The following is an 18,981-nucleotide window of genomic DNA, read 5'->3' as shown; positions in this document are numbered from 1 at the left end:
CGTAGGGCCAGATCCCCGTTGCCTCACAACGAGAACGGGGCCGTACGGCGCCCTCGCGGGACCACGGATTTGTGTTGTCGGCCCGAGCCCGTCTACTGTTCTGGACGTCAGCCCGAGAGGGAGGAACGGACACCGACGAGGTGGGCGCGAGCCCCCCGACGGAGGCCGGTCCCGCGGGTTGGCCCCTCGCTCGGAGGATCTGGTCCGCCAGGTCGACCGGGCCCGCCCCAGGGCGGACGGGGGCAGGCCGAAAGCCTGCTACGGTGAGGGAGCGCCGAGGGGCCCGAGGAGGGCCTGCTGGGACGCCGAAGACGGCGGCCCGCGGGTTTGACCCGGACCGGTCCGGCCGAGTAAGTTGTGAGGGTTGCCCCGGCAGCCTCGCCCGCAGGGTGGGGTGGTGGTGAGCGTCCGATTCTTGAGAACTCAACAGCGTGTCAGTAATCGATGCCAAGTTTTACCTCGTCTCGGTGCTGTCGTATGTCGGTCATATGGGCTGGCGTGGATGGTGTCGGGGGAGATTCCTTTGGTTGACAACGATCGATCTAGTTTTTGAGAGCTAGTCGTTTGTGTTCAGCTAGTGATTTAGCCCTTCGGGGTTGAGTTTTCCTCGCCGGCCCTTTGGTGGTTGGTGGGGGCGAAAAACATCAACGGAGAGTTTGATCCTGGCTCAGGACGAACGCTGGCGGCGTGCTTAACACATGCAAGTCGAACGGTGACCTCGAGAGCTTGCTCTTGGGTGATCAGTGGCGAACGGGTGAGTAACACGTGAGTAACCTGCCCCAGACTCTGGGATAACTTCGGGAAACCGGAGCTAATACCGGATATGACACGGAGATGCATGTCTACCGTGTGGAAAGTTTTTCGGTCTGGGATGGGCTCGCGGCCTATCAGCTTGTTGGTGAGGTAATGGCTCACCAAGGCGACGACGGGTAGCCGGCCTGAGAGGGCGACCGGCCACACTGGGACTGAGACACGGCCCAGACTCCTACGGGAGGCAGCAGTGGGGAATATTGCACAATGGGCGAAAGCCTGATGCAGCGACGCCGCGTGAGGGATGACGGCCTTTGGGTTGTAAACCTCTTTCAGCAGGGAAGAAGCGCAAGTGACGGTACCTGCAGAAGAAGCACCGGCTAACTACGTGCCAGCAGCCGCGGTAATACGTAGGGTGCGAGCGTTGTCCGGAATTATTGGGCGTAAAGAGCTTGTAGGCGGTCTGTCGCGTCTGCTGTGAAAATCCGGGGCTCAACCCCGGACTTGCAGTGGGTACGGGCAGACTAGAGTGTGGTAGGGGAGACTGGAATTCCTGGTGTAGCGGTGAAATGCGCAGATATCAGGAGGAACACCGATGGCGAAGGCAGGTCTCTGGGCCATAACTGACGCTGAGAAGCGAAAGCATGGGGAGCGAACAGGATTAGATACCCTGGTAGTCCATGCCGTAAACGTTGGGAACTAGGTGTGGGTCTCATTCCACGAGATCCGTGCCGCAGCTAACGCATTAAGTTCCCCGCCTGGGGAGTACGGCCGCAAGGCTAAAACTCAAAGGAATTGACGGGGGCCCGCACAAGCGGCGGAGCATGCGGATTAATTCGATGCAACGCGAAGAACCTTACCAAGGCTTGACATACACCGGAAACATCCAGAGATGGGTGCCCCGCAAGGTCGGTGTACAGGTGGTGCATGGTTGTCGTCAGCTCGTGTCGTGAGATGTTGGGTTAAGTCCCGCAACGAGCGCAACCCTCGTTCTATGTTGCCAGCGGATAATGCCGGGGACTCATAGGAGACTGCCGGGGTCAACTCGGAGGAAGGTGGGGATGACGTCAAATCATCATGCCCCTTATGTCTTGGGCTTCACGCATGCTACAATGGCCGGTACAAAGGGCTGCGATACCGTAAGGTGGAGCGAATCCCAAAAAACCGGTCTCAGTTCGGATTGGGGTCTGCAACTCGACCCCATGAAGTCGGAGTCGCTAGTAATCGCAGATCAGCAACGCTGCGGTGAATACGTTCCCGGGCCTTGTACACACCGCCCGTCAAGTCACGAAAGTCGGTAACACCCGAAGCCGGTGGCCCAACCTCTTGAGGGGGGAGCCGTCGAAGGTGGGACTGGCGATTGGGACTAAGTCGTAACAAGGTAGCCGTACCGGAAGGTGCGGCTGGATCACCTCCTTTCTAAGGAGCACTCACGAGCCCGCCGGCCGGATCGGTCGGGGGCTGGTGCAGAGCCTGGTCTGTGGGCGCACGTCCCACAGCAGGTGCTCACGGGTGGAACATCGATTACGGCGCCTTCTCGGGTGCCGGTGAGCCAGTACAAGCTGACAGCGGTCCTGCCTTCGGGTGGGGCTGCTGGAGGCAGTGGACCGCAGCCGGCGTCGGGGGAGGGGCCATGACACGCTGTTGGGTCCTGAAGGATCGGGCCGTCATGGGGAGCTGGTGTCGCCGTCAGGCGGTGGTGGCTCCTCCATGATGATCGGATGCCTTCTGGTAGTGCTTGTGGGCCTGCTCCTGCACGTGTACCGCCGACGCTGTTCGCAGCGTTCGGGTCTGGCCGTGCGGGTGGAGCAGGGACCGCCCGTATGTTGAGAACTCCACAGTGGACGCGAGCATCTCGCACACAACCATGCTGTTGCCGGTCTTCGGGTCGGTGGGTGTGGTGTGTGCGTCCAAGAGAATCTCTGTGTGATTTTGTGTTGTTAAGTTGATAAGGGCACACGGTGGATGCCTTGGCACCAGGAACCGAAGAAGGACGTAGGAATCTGCGATATGCCTCGGGGAGTCGATAACCAGACTGTGATCCGAGGATGTCCGAATGGGGAAACCCGGCTGGAGGCAAGTCCAGTCACCCGCGCCTGAATATATAGGGCGTGTGGAGGGAACGTGGGGAAGTGAAACATCTCAGTACCCACAGGAAGAGAAAGCAACCGCGATTCCGTGAGTAGTGGCGAGCGAAAGCGGAAGAGGCTAAACCCGATCTGTGTGATAGCTGTCAGGCGTTGCAGATGGGGGGTCGTGGGACCTGCTGGCCGGGACTGACATCTCGGCGGGGAGTAAGAAATTCGCGTCATAGTCGAAGGGCATTGAAAGGCCCGGCATAGAGGGTGCTACCCCCGTAGACGAAATGGCGTGGACTCCTTGGGCAGTGTTCCCAAGTAGCACGGGGCCCGAGAAATCCCGTGTGAATCTGGCGGGACCACCCGCTAAGCCTAAATATTCCCTGGTGACCGATAGCGGACAAGTACCGTGAGGGAAAGGTGAAAAGTACCCCGGGAGGGGAGTGAAATAGATCCTGAAACCGTGTGCCTACAATCCGTCGGAGCCTTCTTCACCGTCTAGGTGTTGTGGGGTGACGGCGTGCCTTTTGAAGAATGAGCCTGCGAGTTAGTGCTCAGTGGCGAGGTTAACCCGTGTGGGGAAGCCGTAGCGAAAGCGAGTCCGAACAGGGCGTCATAGTCGCTGGGTCTAGACCCGAAGCGGAGTGATCTACCCATGGCCAGGTTGAAGCGCAGGTAAGACTGCGTGGAGGACCGAACCCACTTAGGTTGAAAACTGAGGGGATGAGCTGTGGGTAGGGGTGAAAGGCCAATCAAACTCCGTGATAGCTGGTTCTCCCCGAAATGCATTTAGGTGCAGCGTCACGTGTTTCTTGCCGGAGGTAGAGCTACTGGATAGCCGATGGGCCTCACCAGGTTACTGACGTTAGCCAAACTCCGAATGCCGGTAAGTGAGAGCGTGGCAGTGAGACTGCGGGGGATAAGCTCCGTAGTCGAGAGGGAAACAGCCCAGACCACCAGCTAAGGTCCCTAAGCGTGTGCTAAGTGGGAAAGGATGTGGAGTTGCCGTGACAACCAGGAGGTTGGCTTAGAAGCAGCCACCCTTGAAAGAGTGCGTAATAGCTCACTGGTCAAGTGATTCCGCGCCGACAATGTAGCGGGGCTCAAGCACACCACCGAAGCTGTGGCATTGACACTATGCCCGGCCGTGGCACCTGCGGGTCCATGGTCCAAGCGTGTTGATGGGTAGGGGAGCGTCGTGTGGCCAGGGAAGCGGCGGAGTGATCCAGCCGTGGAGGCCACACGAGTGAGAATGCAGGCATGAGTAGCGAAAGACGGGCGAGAAACCCGTCCGCCGAATAACCAAGGGTTCCAGGGTCAAGCTAATCTGCCCTGGGTAAGTCGGGACCTAAGGCGAGGCCGACAGGCGTAGTCGATGGACATCCGGTTGATATTCCGGAACCGGCGAAGAACCGCCCCTACAGAACCCCGTGATGCTCAGCGCCTGAAACCAGGATGCGTCTTCGGACAACTCCTGGCGGAGCGCGCGACCCGAGCGGGTAGTACGTAAGCGATGGGGAGACGCAGGAAGGTAGCCTCCGCGTGGCGATGGTTGTCCACGTCCAAGGGTGTAGGGCGCGGTGTAGGCAAATCCGCACCGCTGTCTTCGATGACGAGCCTGAGACCTGATAGTGACCGCGTATGCGGGAAGAGGGTGATCCTATGCTGCCGAGAAAATCCTCTAGCGAGGTTCGAGCCGCCCGTACCCCAAACCGACTCAGGTGGTTAGGTAGAGAATACCAAGGCGATCGAGTGAATCGTGGTTAAGGAATTCGGCAAAATACCCCCGTAACTTCGGGAGAAGGGGGGCCCTGATCGTGACGGAACGTGCTTCCTGAGCGTGATCGGCCGCAGAGACCAGGGAGAAGCGACTGTTTACTAAAAACACAGGTCCGTGCGAAGTCGCAAGACGATGTATACGGACTGACGCCTGCCCGGTGCTGGAACGTTAAGGGGACCGGTTAGCCTCACGGCGACGCTGAGAACTTAAGCGCCAGTAAACGGCGGTGGTAACTATAACCATCCTAAGGTAGCGAAATTCCTTGTCGGGTAAGTTCCGACCTGCACGAATGGCGTAACGACTTCTCCACTGTCTCAACCGCGAACTCGGCGAAATTGCACTACGAGTAAAGATGCTCGTTACGCGCAGCAGGACGGAAAGACCCCGGGACCTTTACTACAGCTTGGTATTGGTGTTCGGTACGGCTTGTGTAGGATAGGTGGGAGACTGTGAAGCCGGCACGCCAGTGTCGGTGGAGTCAACGTTGAAATACCACTCTGGTCGTTCTGGATATCTAACCTCGGTCCGTGATCCGGATCAGGGACAGTGCCTGGTGGGTAGTTTAACTGGGGCGGTTGCCTCCTAAAAGGTAACGGAGGCGCCCAAAGGTTCCCTCATCCTGGTTGGCAATCAGGTGTTGAGTGTAAGTGCACAAGGGAGCTTGACTGTGAGACAGACATGTCGAGCAGGGACGAAAGTCGGGACTAGTGATCCGGCGGTGGCTTGTGGAAGCGCCGTCGCTCAACGGATAAAAGGTACCCCGGGGATAACAGGCTGATCTTGCCCAAGAGTCCATATCGACGGCATGGTTTGGCACCTCGATGTCGGCTCGTCGCATCCTGGGGCTGGAGTAGGTCCCAAGGGTTGGGCTGTTCGCCCATTAAAGCGGTACGCGAGCTGGGTTTAGAACGTCGTGAGACAGTTCGGTCCCTATCCGCTGCGCGCGTCGGAAACTTGAGAAAGGCTGTCCCTAGTACGAGAGGACCGGGATGGACGAACCTCTGGTGTGTCAGTTGTCCTGCCAAGGGCACCGCTGATTAGCTACGTTCGGAAGTGATAACCGCTGAAAGCATCTAAGCGGGAAGCACGTTTCAAGATGAGGTTTCCATGGAACGAGAGTTCCGAGAGGCTCCCAGCTAGACTACTGGGTTGATAGGCCGGATGTGGAAGTGCAGTAATGCATGAAGCTGACCGGTACTAATAAGCCGACGACTTAACACCACCACACATCTCCTTGATCACCGTCAAGGTGTGGCTGCCCGCGTCCACTGTCGAGTTCCCGAGATACGGTCGGGACACCCCAACGCCCAGACCGGCGTGCCGCGGGTGCCTGCGATATCTCCATAGAGTTACGGCTGTCATAGCGAAGGGGAAACGCCCGGTCCCATTCCGAACCCGGAAGCTAAGCCCTTCAGCGCCGATGGTACTGCACTGGTGACGGTGTGGGAGAGTAGGACGCAGCCGGACAACCATTCACGAAAGCGCCTCGCCAGGGCGGTCAGCCCCGGCGAGGCGCTTTCGCATGTCCGGACCCTAGGATCGTCGCGAGTGCGTGGCGCGGACCGACGGCCGGCACCACCAGGACGACGAACGAGGACGAGCAGGCATGAGCACGGGAGACGCGGCGGGGTCGAGCGGACGGGGTGGGTCGCGCGGACCCCAGGGGCCGCGATCCGGGGGCGCGGGTCGTTCGGGCGGTGGCCGCCCGGGTGGTCCCGGTCGGGCGGGCGGTTCGGGACGACCCGGTGGTCCCGGTCGAGCCGGTGGCGCGGGACGCCCCGGTGGCGCCGGCCGTCCAGGCGGCGACGCCCGTGAGGGCCGCCCCGACTTCCGTGGACGACCGGACCGCGGGGACCGGCCGGACCGGGGCGAGCGTCCGGCGCGGGACGGTCGGCCGCCCCGGGGCGGTGTCGGTCGGCCGCGCCGTGACGACGACCGCGGTCCCGCTCGCGCGCCGCGCGTCCCCGAGCCGGCGATCTCCGAGGGCGTGACCGGGAAGGAGCTCGACCGCGGGGTGTGGACCCAGCTGCGGACCCTCAGCAAGGAGAACGCCGAGGGCGTCGCGCAGCACCTCGTCATGGTCGCCCTGCTGCTCGACGAGGACCCGGACACGGCGATGCTCCACGCCCAGACCGCGGTCCGCCGGGCCGGACGCGTCCCCGCCGCCCGTGAGGCCATGGGGCTCGTCTGCTATCGGCTGGGGGACTGGACCAAGGCGTTGGCCGAGTTCCGCACCGTCCGCCGGCTGTCCGGCTCCTCGCACCTGCTGCCGCTCATGGTCGACTCCGAGCGCGCCCTCGGTCGCTACGAGAAGGCGCTCGAGCTGGCCGGCTCGCCGGAGGCGAAGACCCTCGGTCGGGACGAGCGGGTGGAGCTGGCCATCGTCGTCTCCGGGATCCGTCGCGACCTCGGCCAGCCCGAGGCCGCCCTCGCCGGGCTGCGCGTCCCCGAGCTGACGGCGCGGGGTCGTCACCCGTGGACCGCGCGGCTCGCCTACGCGCACGCCGAGGCCCTCCTCGCGGTCGGCCGCGCCGACCAGGCGCGTGAGGCGTTCGCACGGGCGGTCGACGCGGACGACGACGGGGAGACCGACGCGGCCGAGCGACTCGAGGAGCTCGACGGCGTCGTCTCGACGGACCTGCTCGACGAGCCGGAGGACGAGCAGCCGGACGGGCAGGGTGAGGAGCCCACGTCCGCGCGCGCCGAGGACGAGCGCGCGTGAGCCTGCGGTCGTCGTACGACGGTCTGGTCTGCGACCTCGACGGGGTGGTCTACCGCGGACCGGACCCCGTCCCGCACGCCGTCGAGGTCCTCGACGGTGGCACCGCTCCTGTCGTCTACGCGACCAACAACGCCTCGCGCCCGCCCGCCGCGGTCGTCGAGCACCTGCGCCGGCTCGGGCTGACCCTCGACGACGACGCGGTCGTGACGAGCTCGCAGGCGGGCGCGCGACGGCTCGCCGGGCGGGTCCCGACCGGAGCCCGGGTGCTCGCGGTCGGCGGTGAGGGCGTGACCCTGGCCCTGCGCGAGCGCGGGCTCGAGCCCCTGGCGCCCGCCGACCTGCGCGCCGGTGCCGATCCGGTGGTCGCCGTCCTGCAGGGATACGGACCGGAGGTCACCGCGGCGGACCTGGCCGAGGCGGCGTACGCCGTCGAGGGGGGTGCGGACTGGGTGGCCACCAACACCGACGGGACGCTGCCGACCGACCGCGGGGTGGCTCCCGGCAACGGCACCCTCGTGTCCGCGGTCGCCCGCGCCACGGGGACGCAGCCGGAGGTCGTCGGCAAGCCGGAGGCGGACCTGTACGACGTCGCCGCCGAGCGGCTCGGCAGCCGGCGGCTGCTCGGGGTCGGGGACCGGCTCGACACCGACATCCTCGGCGCCGACGCCGCCGGGATGGACTCGCTCTGGGTGCTCACCGGCGTGCACGACCTCGCCTCGCTGGCCGACGTCGCCGGGTCTCCGCAGCCGACGTACGTCGCGCGTGACCTGCGGGCGCTCGACGCCGACCCCGTGCCGGTGCGCCAGGAGGACGGCTGGACCGTCGCCGGCGGGCACCGGGCCCGCCTGGCGGACGAGCGTCTCGAGGTGGAGCGCACGCGGCCGGTCGCCGACGCCGACCCCGACGTCGCCGAGGCGGAGGTGCTCGCGGCGGGTCTGCGCCTGCTGCTCACCGCCCGCGACGCCGGGACCGACGCCGACCGGCTGCGCGACCTGGCCCACGCCGTCGACGACGCGGCGAGAACGGCGAGGTCGGGCGCTGCCCACTAGCCTGACGAGGACGACCGCGACTGCCGTCCGGTCGACCCCACGGGTGATCGCCCGTGCGGGACGGTGACGGAAGGACAGCAGGATGTCGTCGATGGAGTCGCTGCGCGGCTACCTCCAGCTCGCGGCCGGGCTCGGGGAGCTGACGAAGGCCAAGGCGACCGAAGCGGCCGACGCGTTGCTGTCGCTGGGCGCCGGCGTGGTCTCCACGCCCGCCCTCGGTCAGGCGGGCGCCCTCGCCGAGGAGATCCTCGCCGCGGCCCGCGCCAACCGCGAGAGCCTGCTCGTGCTGGTCCGGTCCGAGGTCGAGAAGGGCGTCTCGGCGGCCCTGTCGAGCCCGTCGTCGGAGCTGTCGCGCGCCGTCGAGGCGGTCGCCTCGCTCGCCGCCGACGTGGACGAGCTGCGGGCCCAGCTGACCCCGTCCGCCGTCGCCCGGAACGCGGCCGCCGCCGGTCTCGTCGGCGTCTCCCGTGCCGGCGCCGCCGCCGCGCAGGCCTTCGGCAAGGGCGGTCCCACCCCGCGCCCGGTCCCCGCTCCCGAGCGTCCACTCACCGAGCCGGCCCCCGCTCGGACGACGGCCGGGACGGCCACGACCGCCAAGAAGGCCACCCCGGCGAAGAAGGCCACCCCGGCGAAGAAGGCCGCGGCCACGAAGAGCACCACCGCGAAGAAGGCCACGGCCGCGAAGAGCACGGCCAAGAAGGCCACGGCCACGAGGAGCACCACCGCGAAGACGGCCGCGGCCGCGAAGAGCACGGCCAAGAAGGCCACGGCCACGAGGAGCACGACCGCGAAGAGCACGACCGCGAAGAGGGCCGCGACCACCACGAGCACGGCCAAGAAGGCCACACCCACGAAGCGCACGACCGCCACGACGACGGCGACCACGCGGCGCCGTACGGGCTCGGGGTCGGGGTCGTGACCCGCGGCTAGGCTGCCCGGGTGAGCGACGCGGACGACCAGGCCCACCCCGAGCCCCTCGACGAGGGCGAGGACGGGCTCTTCCCGGCGCCCTTCCGGCCCGCCCCCCGCACCGGGGACGAGCCGGTCGACGAGGCCCTCGGCGAGCTCGAGCAGGCCGCCCGCGACGGTGACCTCGACGCGCAGGCGCGGGCGGGGGAGCGCGTCCACGCGCGGCTGCAGGAGCGGCTGCAGGACCTCGGCCGCGGGTGACCGAGCGCCTCGACGCCCGGCTCGTGCGCAGCGGGCTGGCCCGGTCGCGGGCCCAGGCGCGCGAGCTGCTGGACGACGGCGTCGTCCTCGTCGACGGGACCGTGCAGCGCAAGCCGTCGACGCCCGTCCCACCGGGCGCCGAGGTCGGCCTCACCCGGGAGCCCGAGCCCTGGGTCGGGCGCGCGGCCCACAAGCTGCTGGGGGCCCTGCGTGCGTTCGGCCCCGACGGCCTCGCCGTCGCCGGGCGGCGCTGCCTCGACGTCGGCGCGAGCACCGGGGGGTTCACCCAGGTCCTGCTCGAGGCGGGGGCCGCGCACGTCACCGCGCTGGACGTCGGCCACGGCCAGCTCGTCCCCGCGATCGCCGCCGACCCTCGCGTCGAGGAGCGCTCGGGGACGAACATCCGCGACGTCGCCCCGGGCGACCTCGGGGCGCCGTACGGCGTCGTCGTCGCCGACCTCTCCTTCATCTCGCTGCGCCTGGCGCTGGCGCCGATGGCGGCCCTGGCCGCCCCGGACGCCGACCTCGTCGTCCTCGTCAAGCCGCAGTTCGAGGTGGGCCGCGAGCGCCTGGGCCGCACGGGGGTCGTCACCTCCGTCCAGCAGCGTCACGAGGCGGTCCGCGGGGTACTGGCCACGGCGGTCGACCTCGGGCTGCACCCGCGGGGTCTGGCCGTCAGCCCGATCCGCGGGGGGGACGGCAACCGTGAGTACCTACTGTGGGTGACGACGCGCACCGACGACCCGCCGGTCGCGCTGCCCGACCTCGCCGACCTCGACGCCCTGGAGGCCTCCCCGTGACCCGACGCATCCTGCTCGTCGCGCACCCCCGCCGGCGGGAGGTCGTCGACATCGCCCGCGGGGTCGTCGAGGAGCTCGTCGCCTCCGGCGTCGAGGTGGCCTTCCCGCCCGCCGAGCAGGAGATGTTCGCCGGCATCGACGTCGGCCCCGTCGTGCCGTCCGACCCGGTGGAGCCGGCCAACGGATGCGAGCTCGTCGTCGTCCTCGGCGGCGACGGGACGATCCTGCGCGGCGCCGAGTGCTCGCGCGGCTCGGACGCCCCGCTGCTCGGCGTCAACCTCGGCCACGTCGGGTTCCTCGCCGAGGCCGAGCGCGAGGAGGTCGCCGCGACCGTCGAGCACATCCTCGAGCGCAGCTACGTCGTCGAGGAGCGGATGACCCTCGACGTGCTCGTCCACGAGGACGGCCGCGAGGCCTGGGGCTCGTGGGCCCTCAACGAGGTCAGCGTCGAGAAAGCGTCCCGCGAGCGGATGCTCGAGGTCACCGTCGAGGTCGACGACCGCCCGCTGTCGACGCTGGGGTGCGACGGCGTCGTCATCTCCACACCCACCGGCTCGACGGCGTACGCCTTCTCCGCGGGCGGACCCGTGGTCTGGCCCGACGTCGAGGCGATGCTGCTCGTCCCCAACAGCGCGCACGCGCTCTTCGCCCGCCCGCTCGTCGTCGGTCCGCGCTCGCACCTGGCCGTCGAGGTCGTCCCCGGGACGCAGGGGTACGGCGTCCTGTGGTGCGACGGGCGGCGCCAGGTCGACCTGCCGCCCGGCGCCCGGATCGAGGTGCGCCGCGGCGAGCTGCCCGTGCGGCTGGCCCGGTTCAACGCCTCGACGTTCACCGACCGGCTGGTGGCGAAGTTCGACCTCTCCACAGCCGGGTGGCGCGGCAAGGGGCGTGTCGCCGCCCGACCGTAGGCTGGGCCCCGTGTTCCAGCAGATCCGGTTGCGCGGCCTCGGCGTCATCGACGACGCCGTGCTGGACCTCAGCCCCGGCCTCAACGTCCTCACCGGGGAGACCGGGGCGGGCAAGACGATGGTCGTCTCCGGCCTCGGTCTCCTGCTCGGGGCCCGCGCCGACGCCGGCCTCGTGCGCGCCGGGAGCGACACCGCGCTCGTCGAGGGTCTCGTCGAGCTGCCCCCCGGCCACCCGGCACTCGTGCGCGCCGCCGAGGCGGGCGCCGACACCGACGGCGAGCTCGTCCTGGCCCGCACGGTCAGCCGCGAGGGGCGCTCCCGCGCCCACGTCGGCGGCCGCTCCGCCCCGGTCGGCGTCCTCGCCGAGCTGGGCGAGCAGCTCGTCGCCGTCCACGGCCAGGCCGACCAGTGGCGGCTGCGCCAGGGCGACCAGCACCGCCAGGTCCTCGACGACGCCGGCGGCCCGGCGCTGCGCACCGCCCGGGAGGAGTACACGGCGGCGTACGACGCCCTGACCGAGGCCGTCGCGGAACGGGACCGGCTGCGCCGGCTCGCGCGCGAGCGCGCCCGCGAGGTCGACGCCCTGCGCGCCGGCCTCGACCGCATCGAGGCGCTCGACCCGCAGCCCGGGGAGGATCTCGCGCTGCGCGCCGAGGACGAGCGGCTGGGCCACGCCGACACGCTGCGCCTGGCCGCCGAGCAGGCCCACGGGCTGCTGACCGGCGAGGGCGACGGCTTCTCCGACGCCGCCGCCGGCGTCCTCGAGCTGCTGGCGACCGCCCGCTCGGCGCTCGCGCCGGTGCAGGAGCACGACCCGGAGCTCGCCGGCCTGGAGAAGCGGCTCGCCGAGGTCGCCTACCTCGCCGCGGACCTCTCGACCGACCTCGCGTCGTACGGGGCGTCGGTCGACGTCGACCCGGGCCGGCTGGCGCAGGTGCAGCAGCGGCGGGCCGACCTCGCCGCGCTGACCCGCGCCTACGGCGACACCGTCGACGAGGTCCTCGCCTGGGCCCGCGAGGCCGCGGCGAGCCTCGAGGAGATCCTCGGGGCCGACGACCGGGTCGAGGCCCTCGAGGCGCGGACCGCCGAGCTGCGCGCCGGGCTGGGGGAGCGGGCGGCGCGGCTGCGGGCCGCCCGCCTGGCCGCGGCTCGGGACTTCGCGGGACGGGTGACCACCGAGCTGGGGCACCTGGCCATGGGCAAGGCGCGCGTCGAGGTCGCGGTGACGACGGCGCCCCCGCCCGACGGCGACGAGGGTCTGCTCGTCGACGGTGAGCGGGTGCGCGCCTGGCGGCACGGCGTCGACGAGGTCGAGATCCTGCTCGCCGCCAACGCCGGGGCCCCCGCGCGCAGCGTCGCCAGGGCCGCGTCCGGCGGCGAGCTGTCGCGGGTCATGCTCGCCCTCGAGGTCGTCACCGCCACCGCGGGCGGCGGCGCGGCGAGCGTGCCCACCTTCGTCTTCGACGAGGTGGACGCGGGGGTCGGCGGCCGCGCCGCGATCGACGTCGGCGCCCGGCTCGCCGCGCTGGCCCGCGGGGCCCAGGTCGTCGTCGTCACCCACCTCGCCCAGGTCGCCGCCTTCGCCGACCGGCACCTCGTCGTGCGCAAGGACGACGACGGCCGGGTCACGGCCTCGTCGGTCGCCCTCGTCGAGGACGAGGAGCGGCTCGCGGAGCTCTCGCGGATGATGGGCGGCGACCCCGGCTCGGCCGCCGGGCTCGCCCACGCCCGGGAGCTCGTGGCGCAGGCGGCCGCGGCCCGCACGGGCGGCGACGCGCCACGCCGGGGCCGGGCGAGGGCCCGCCGCACCATGGCACGATGAGCACCGATGTCCCTCTCGTTACGGTTGCGCCGCTCCGCGGACCCCGGACCCCACCAGCACGGCGGTCCGATCCGCGTCGACGCCCGCACGAAGAACCTCACCAAGCGCCTGCGCCCCGGTGACGTCGCGGTCATCGACCACGTCGACCTCGACCGGGTGAGCGCGGAGGCGCTGGCGGCCCTGCGGCCGGCGGCGGTCGTCAACGCGGCCGCGTCGATCTCGGGGCGCTACCCCAACCTCGGCCCGGAGATCCTCCTCGGCGCGGGGATCCCGCTGCTCGACGGCGTCGGCCAGGAGGCGGTGGCGGCGCTCAAGGAGGGCGACGTCGGGGTCGTCGAGGGCAACACCCTGCTCGTGCGCGGCCAGGTCGCCGCCACCGGGACCCGGCAGGACGCCGACACCGTGCGCGAGGCGATGGAGGCCGCACGCGCCGGGCTCGCCGTCCAGCTCGAGGCGTTCGCCGGCAACACGATGGAGTACCTCAAGCGCGAGCGCGACCTGCTCCTCGACGGCGTCGGCGTCCCCGAGATCCGCACCCGGCTCGAGGGGCGGCACGCCCTCATCGTCGTGCGCGGCTACCACTACCTCGAGGACCTGCAGGCGCTGCGGCACTACATCCGCGAGTACCGCCCGGTCCTGCTCGGCGTCGACGGCGGCGCCGACGCCCTGCTCGAGGCCGGCCACCAGCCCGACCTCATCGTCGGCGACATGGACTCGGTCAGCGACCGCGCCCTGCGCTGCGGCGCCGAGGTCGTCGTGCACGCCTACCGCGACGGCCGCGCGCCCGGCCTGGAGCGCGTGCGCGACCTCGGCATCGAGCCGGTCGTCTTCCCGGCCACCGGCACGAGCGAGGACGTCGCGATGCTGCTCGCCGACGACAAGGGGGCCACCCTCATCGTCGCCGTCGGCACGCACGCCACCCTCGTCGAGTTCCTCGACAAGGGCCGGGCCGGCATGGCCAGCACCTTCCTCACCCGGCTGCGCGTCGGTGGCAAGCTCGTCGACGCCAAGGGCGTCAACCGGCTCTACCGGTCGCGGATCTCCGGGGTGTCGCTCTTCGGCGCGCTCGGGGTCGCGTTGCTCGCCCTGCTCGCCGCGCTGCAGTCGACCCCCGGAGGGCAGGTGCTGCTCCAGGTGGCCTGGGCGCGCTGGGACGACCTGACCTCCTGGGTGACGGGCCTCTTCACGTGATCGACTTCCGCTACCACCTCGTCTCCATCGTCTCGATCTTCGTGGCCCTCGCAGTCGGGATCGTCCTCGGCGCCGGCCCCCTGCAGGGCAGCATCGGCACCCAGCTGTCGGACCAGGTCTCCCAGCTGCGCCAGGAGAAGGACCAGCTGCGCACCGAGCTCGACGACGCCGGGCGCAGCGTCACCCAGGGCAACGACTACGCCGCCGCCGTCGCCCCGACCGCGCTCGCCGGCCGGCTCAAGGACGTCACCGTCGTCCTCGTCGTCACGAGCGACACCGCGGGGCAGTTCTCGGAGGTGACCCGCACCGCCCTCGAGCAGGCCGGGGCGACGGTGACCACCGTCGTCACGCTCTCCGACGCCTTCCGCAGCCCCGACTCGGCCGCCGCCCGGCTCACCGCCGGCGCGCAGGCGTCCGCGCTGCTCGGGACGACGTCCGGCGACGACGGCGACGCCGTCGTCGCGCAGGTCCTCGCCCGCACCCTCGTCCGCGGCAAGGACGGCGCCCCGGCGGCGCCGTCCGGGTCGGTCGCCGCCCTGCAGGTGCTGACCAAGGCGGGGCTCATCGACCTCAGCGACGACGCCCCCGCCCGGGCCCAGTACGCCGTCCTGCTCGGCGGCCCGCTGTCCGGCACCAAGGACTCCGTCGCCGCCCAGGTGGCGACGATGAGCACCCTGCTGACCCGGCTCGACGCCGACGCCGAGGGCGCGCTGGTGGCCACCGGGTCACCGAGCACCGCGGTCGGGCAGGACGTGACGACCTCGCTCGTCACGAGCGTGCGCGCCGACAAGCAGGAGGCGGCCACCGTGACGACCGTCGACCACGCCGACTCGGTGACCGGGGCCGGGCTGCTGGTGCTGGCCGCCGCCGCCGACCTCAAGGGCACCACGGGGCACTACGGCATCTCGTCGGACGCGAAGTCCGACGTGCCGTCCACCTCGTGACCACGGCGCTCCCGCCCGGTCCCCGGCGCCGGGTCGCCGGCGGGGTGCTGGCCGCGCTGGGGGCGCTCGCCGCCCGCCGCGTCCTCGACGGCGCGCCGCCCGGCGGGACGACGCGGTGGACCCGCGCCAACCACGCCGGGTCCGCGGTGACGCTGCTCGAGGGCCCCGCCCTCGTCGCCGGGCTCGCGGTCGGCGCCGCCGCCTCGGGACCGCCCGCCGCGGTCCTCGCCGGCGCCGCGCTCGCCGCAGGCGGTCTCGGCGCGCTCGACGACCTCGCCGGGGACGCCCGGGCCAAGGGGCTGCGTGGCCACCTCGGCGCGCTGCGGCGCGGCGAGGTGACGACCGGCGCCGTCAAGGTCGCCGGCCTCGGGCTGACCGGTCTGGCGGTCGCCGCCGCGGCCCGCCGTACGCCGTCCCGCCGCCTCCCGGCCCGTGCGCCGTCCCCGGGCCACCTCGTCGTCGACCTGCTCGTCGACACCGCGCTCGTGGCCGGCACCGCCAACCTGCTCAACCTGCTCGACCTGCGTCCCGGCCGGGCGCTCAAGGCCGCGGGGCTGCTCGCGCTGCCGGGGGCCGTGCGGGGCGCCGTCCCGGGCGTGGTCGTCGTCGGCGCCGTCGCCGCCGCCCTGCCCGACGACCTGGCCGGCCGCTCGATGATGGGCGACGCGGGGGCGAACGCGCTGGGCGCCGTGCTCGGCGCGGGCACGGCGCTCACCGGGGGCCGCGCGACCCGGGTGGCCGCCGCGGCCGCCGTCGTCGCCCTCACCCTCGCCTCGGAACGGGTCAGCTTCACCCGGGTCATCGCCGCCACGCCGCCGCTGCGGGTCCTCGACGAGTGGGGCCGCCCGCGCCCCACCGCGGCCCCGGACCCGTCGTGAGCGGGTCGGCGGACGCCTCCGGGGGAGCGCCCGACCCGTCGGGCCGGGCGAGCCCGGCCGGCGCCGCGTCCGGCATCGCGGGAGCGGCCGGCCTCGTCGCCGTCGTCACCCTCGCGGCCCGGCTCGTCGGCTTCGGGCGGTGGCTGGAGTTCTCCCGCTCGATCGGCGCGACCTGCGTGGGCACCGTCTACCAGGCGGCCAACTCTCTGCCCAACGTGCTCTTCGAGGTCGCCGCCGGCGGCGCCCTGGCCGCCGTCGCCGTCCCGCTCATCGGCTCGGCGCTGGGCCGGGGGCGGCGCGAGGAGGCGGACGCGATCGGGTCGGCGCTGCTGACCTGGACCCTGCTGCTGCTCGTCCCGGCCGCGGTGCTGCTGGCCCTCGCCGCCCCGCTCGTCGCGCCGCTCGTCGTCGACGACGGCCAGTGCCCGGGGGCCCGCGACCTCGCCACGACGATGCTGCGCGTCTTCGCGCCGCAGGTCCCGCTCTACGGGCTGGGGATCGTCCTCGCCGGGGTGCTGCAGGCGCACCGTCGCTTCCTCGCCGCCGCCCTCGCGCCCCTGCTGTCCAGCCTCGTCGTCGTCGGCGCCTACGCCCTGTACGGCGCCCTCGCCGGCCCCACCCGCGACCTGGCCGCCCTCCCGTCGGGGGCCGTCGCCGCCCTCGCCGGGGGGACGACGCTCGGGGTCGTCGTCCTCAGCCTGCCGCTGCTCGTGCCGGTCTCGCGGCTCGGGGTCCGGCTGCGCCCGACGCTGCGGCTGCCCGACGGCGCCGGCCGCCGGCTCGGGGCGCTCGCCGGGGCGGGACTGCTCGCCCTGGTCGCCCAGCAGTACGCCGTGCTCGCGACGATCGTCGTCACCCGGCGCGCGGGCACCGGGGTGCTCAACGTGTCGACGTACGTCCAGACGCTCTACCTGCTCCCGTACGCCGTCCTCGCCGTCCCCGTCGCGGTCTCCGCCTTCCCGGCGCTGGCGACGATGCAGGGTGCGGCGGGGGAGCCGGCAGCGGGGGAGCGGGCGGCGGGGCAGCCGCCCGGCGGCGACGACGCCCCCGGACGGCGGGGCCACCGGCACGGGGCGGCCGCCGCCCCGTCGGACGAGGCCACCCGCGTCCTGGCCCGGACCGCCCGCGCGGTCCTCGTGCTCGGGTTCGTCGGCGCGGGGGTGCTCGCCGCGGCGGCACAGCCGCTCGGCGCGTTCTTCGGCGCCCTCGACGCCGGCCGCAGCCAGGGGGCCGGGCGCGACGTGCTGGCCCAGCTGCCGGCCGCGCTGCTCGCCCTGCTGCCCGGCCTGCCGGCCTTCGGGCTGGCCGCCCTGCTCACCCGCGCGCTCTACGTCCGCGGGCGGCCCTTCCTCGCCGGGTCCGCGGTCGCAGCGGGCTGGCTCATCGCCGGCTCGGTCCCGCTCGTCCTCGTCCGGCCGGGCTCCACCCCCGGGTGGGCCCTGGTCGTCCTCGGGCTGTCGGCGTCCGTCGGCATGGTCGTCGCGGCCCTCGACCTGGTCGCCGCCGTGGTGCGCGCCTGGGGACCCGACGCGCTGCGCGGCGGCGTCCGGGCGAGCCTCGCCGGCCTCGCCGGGGCGCTCGTCGCGGCGCTCGCCGGTGGTCTCCTCGCGCGGGGGTGGGTCGTCGCCGGACTCGGCCCGTCGCTCGTCCAGGGCCTCGTGCTCGGCGTCCTGGGGCTCGTGCTCGTCCTGCTCGTCGCCGCGCTCGTCGACCGGGACACCGCCCGGACCGTGCTCGCCCGTGCACGGCGACGACGGGCCCCCGAGCCGGCGGACCTGCCGTGAGGGTGGTGCTGCTCGTCGGCCGGACCACGGGGGGCATCGGCACCCACGTCGGCCAGCTGGCCGACGACCTGCGCGCGCTCGGGCACGACGTGCGCCTCGTCGCCCCGGCGTCGAGCGCCGAGCACTTCGGGTGGGCCGACGCGATGCGCTGGTGGCCGGCCCGGCCGGGCGACCTCGGCCGGCCCGCCCGGGCGGCCCGCGCCCTGCTGCGCGGCGCCGACGTTGTCCACGCCCACGGCCTGCAGGCGGCCGTCGTCGCGGCCGCGGCCACCGGCCCCGGCGGGCCGCCGCGGGTCGTGTCGCTGCACAACCCGCCCCCGGCCGGTCCCGCCGGACGCGCGGTGACGCTCGCCGCCGCGGCCGCGCTGCGCTCGGCCGCGCTCGTCACCGGCGCCAGCGAGGACCTCGTCGACCTCGCCGCCCGGCTCGGCGCGCGCCGGACGCGGCTGGACCCCGTGCCCTCCCCGATCGTCCCCGCCCTGCTCGCCGCGCCGGTCCCGGACGCGGCCGCCCGGGCGGCCGCCGCCGCCCGTCTCGTGCCCGGCGCGGGGGCCGCGCACCCGCTCGTCCTCACGGTGGCCCGGGTCGCCCCCCAGAAGCGGCTCGACGTCCTCGTCGACGCCGCCGCGCTCGCCGAGCACGCCCCGGACGTCGTCTGGGCCGTCGCCGGGGCGGGCGCCCCCGCCGACCTGGAGGCGCTGCACTCGCGCGCCCGGGGCGCCGTACGCCTCCTCGGACCCCGGGCCGACGTCGCCGACCTGCTGCGGGCCGCGAGCCTGCTCGTCGTCAGCAGCGACTGGGAGGCCCGCGCCCTCGTCGTCCAGGAGGCCATGGCCGCCGGCGTCCCCGTCGTCGCCACCGCCGTCGGCGGCCTGCCCGGCCTGCTGCAGGGCACCGGACGGCTCGTCCCCCCGGGCGACCCGCGGCGGCTCGCGCTCGCCGTCGACGGCGTCCTCGACGAGCTGCTGCCGGACCCGTCAGCGGTCGCCCGGATGGGGGCGGCCGGGCGTGCGCTGGCCGCGTCCTGGGACGACGGGCCGGCGTCGGCGCGCCGCTGGGCGACGTCGTACGCCGAGCTGGTCCGCGCCTGACGTACGATGGACTC

At 71.7% G+C, this 18,981-nt stretch carries 12 protein-coding genes and 3 rRNA genes; all 15 read left to right on the top strand.

Features of this window, described 5'->3' with window-relative positions; translation table 11 throughout:
* Window positions 1-644: 644 nt before the first annotated feature.
* The 15 genes from FB458_RS20540 to FB458_RS20470 all read left to right on the top strand — a co-directional run bounded on the left by FB458_RS20540 (window position 645) and on the right by FB458_RS20470 (window position 18,967).
* Window positions 645-2,169 (top strand): 16S ribosomal RNA (locus tag FB458_RS20540).
* Window positions 2,170-2,688: 519 nt separating this feature from the next.
* Window positions 2,689-5,829: ribosomal RNA gene (locus FB458_RS20535) — 23S ribosomal RNA — on the top strand.
* Window positions 5,830-5,958: 129 nt separating this feature from the next.
* Window positions 5,959-6,075, top strand: a 5S ribosomal RNA gene (gene rrf / locus FB458_RS20530).
* The 16S, 23S and 5S rRNA genes sit together here, the layout of an rRNA operon.
* Window positions 6,076-6,595: 520 nt before the next feature.
* Window positions 6,596-7,330, top strand: a complete 735-nt coding sequence (locus FB458_RS20525; protein WP_141850125.1) for a tetratricopeptide repeat protein — start codon at window positions 6,596-6,598, stop codon at window positions 7,328-7,330.
* Entirely contained in the window at window positions 7,327-8,379 is a 1,053-nt protein-coding gene (locus FB458_RS20520) for an HAD-IIA family hydrolase (RefSeq protein WP_141850124.1), read from the top strand. The genes FB458_RS20525 and FB458_RS20520 overlap by 4 nt, the downstream gene beginning before the upstream one ends.
* An 82-nt stretch (window positions 8,380-8,461) precedes the next feature.
* Window positions 8,462-9,298 (top strand): hypothetical protein, encoded by an 837-nt coding sequence (locus FB458_RS20515; RefSeq protein ID WP_211356116.1) that lies wholly within the window; start codon window positions 8,462-8,464, stop codon window positions 9,296-9,298.
* Window positions 9,299-9,318: 20 nt separating this feature from the next.
* Window positions 9,319-9,549 (top strand): hypothetical protein, encoded by a 231-nt coding sequence (locus FB458_RS20510; RefSeq protein ID WP_141850123.1) that lies wholly within the window; start codon window positions 9,319-9,321, stop codon window positions 9,547-9,549.
* Window positions 9,546-10,349, top strand: a complete 804-nt coding sequence (locus tag FB458_RS20505; RefSeq protein WP_141850122.1) for a TlyA family RNA methyltransferase — start codon at window positions 9,546-9,548, stop codon at window positions 10,347-10,349. Before FB458_RS20510 ends, FB458_RS20505 begins: the two co-directional genes overlap by 4 nt.
* A complete protein-coding gene (locus tag FB458_RS20500; protein WP_141850121.1) occupies window positions 10,346-11,257 on the top strand; it encodes an NAD kinase in 912 nt (303 codons plus the stop codon). The genes FB458_RS20505 and FB458_RS20500 overlap by 4 nt, the downstream gene beginning before the upstream one ends.
* Before the next feature lie 10 nt (window positions 11,258-11,267).
* A complete protein-coding gene (recN, locus tag FB458_RS20495) occupies window positions 11,268-13,079 on the top strand; it encodes a DNA repair protein RecN (RefSeq protein ID WP_141850120.1) in 1,812 nt (603 codons plus the stop codon).
* A 6-nt stretch (window positions 13,080-13,085) separates the two neighbouring features.
* On the top strand, window positions 13,086-14,270 hold the full coding sequence (gene steA, locus FB458_RS20490) for a putative cytokinetic ring protein SteA (protein ID WP_141850119.1): 1,185 nt from the start codon (window positions 13,086-13,088) through the stop codon (window positions 14,268-14,270).
* Window positions 14,267-15,214, top strand: coding sequence for a copper transporter (locus FB458_RS20485; protein WP_170185774.1), 948 nt, complete (start codon window positions 14,267-14,269; stop codon window positions 15,212-15,214). Before steA ends, FB458_RS20485 begins: the two co-directional genes overlap by 4 nt.
* Window positions 15,211-16,092, top strand: coding sequence for a hypothetical protein (locus FB458_RS20480; protein WP_246061424.1), 882 nt, complete (start codon window positions 15,211-15,213; stop codon window positions 16,090-16,092). The genes FB458_RS20485 and FB458_RS20480 overlap by 4 nt, the downstream gene beginning before the upstream one ends.
* Window positions 16,089-17,876 (top strand): lipid II flippase MurJ, encoded by a 1,788-nt coding sequence (locus FB458_RS20475; RefSeq protein ID WP_170185773.1) that lies wholly within the window; start codon window positions 16,089-16,091, stop codon window positions 17,874-17,876. The genes FB458_RS20480 and FB458_RS20475 overlap by 4 nt, the downstream gene beginning before the upstream one ends.
* Entirely contained in the window at window positions 17,873-18,967 is a 1,095-nt protein-coding gene (locus FB458_RS20470) for a glycosyltransferase family 4 protein (RefSeq protein ID WP_141850116.1), read from the top strand. Before FB458_RS20475 ends, FB458_RS20470 begins: the two co-directional genes overlap by 4 nt.
* Window positions 18,968-18,981: the final 14 nt, after the last annotated feature.

Source organism: Lapillicoccus jejuensis (assembly GCF_006715055.1).
Taxonomy (GTDB): Bacteria; Actinomycetota; Actinomycetes; order Actinomycetales; family Dermatophilaceae; genus Lapillicoccus; species Lapillicoccus jejuensis.
Note: the sequence above shows the minus strand (reverse complement) of the source record. Positions and strands in the feature narration are given on the sequence as shown.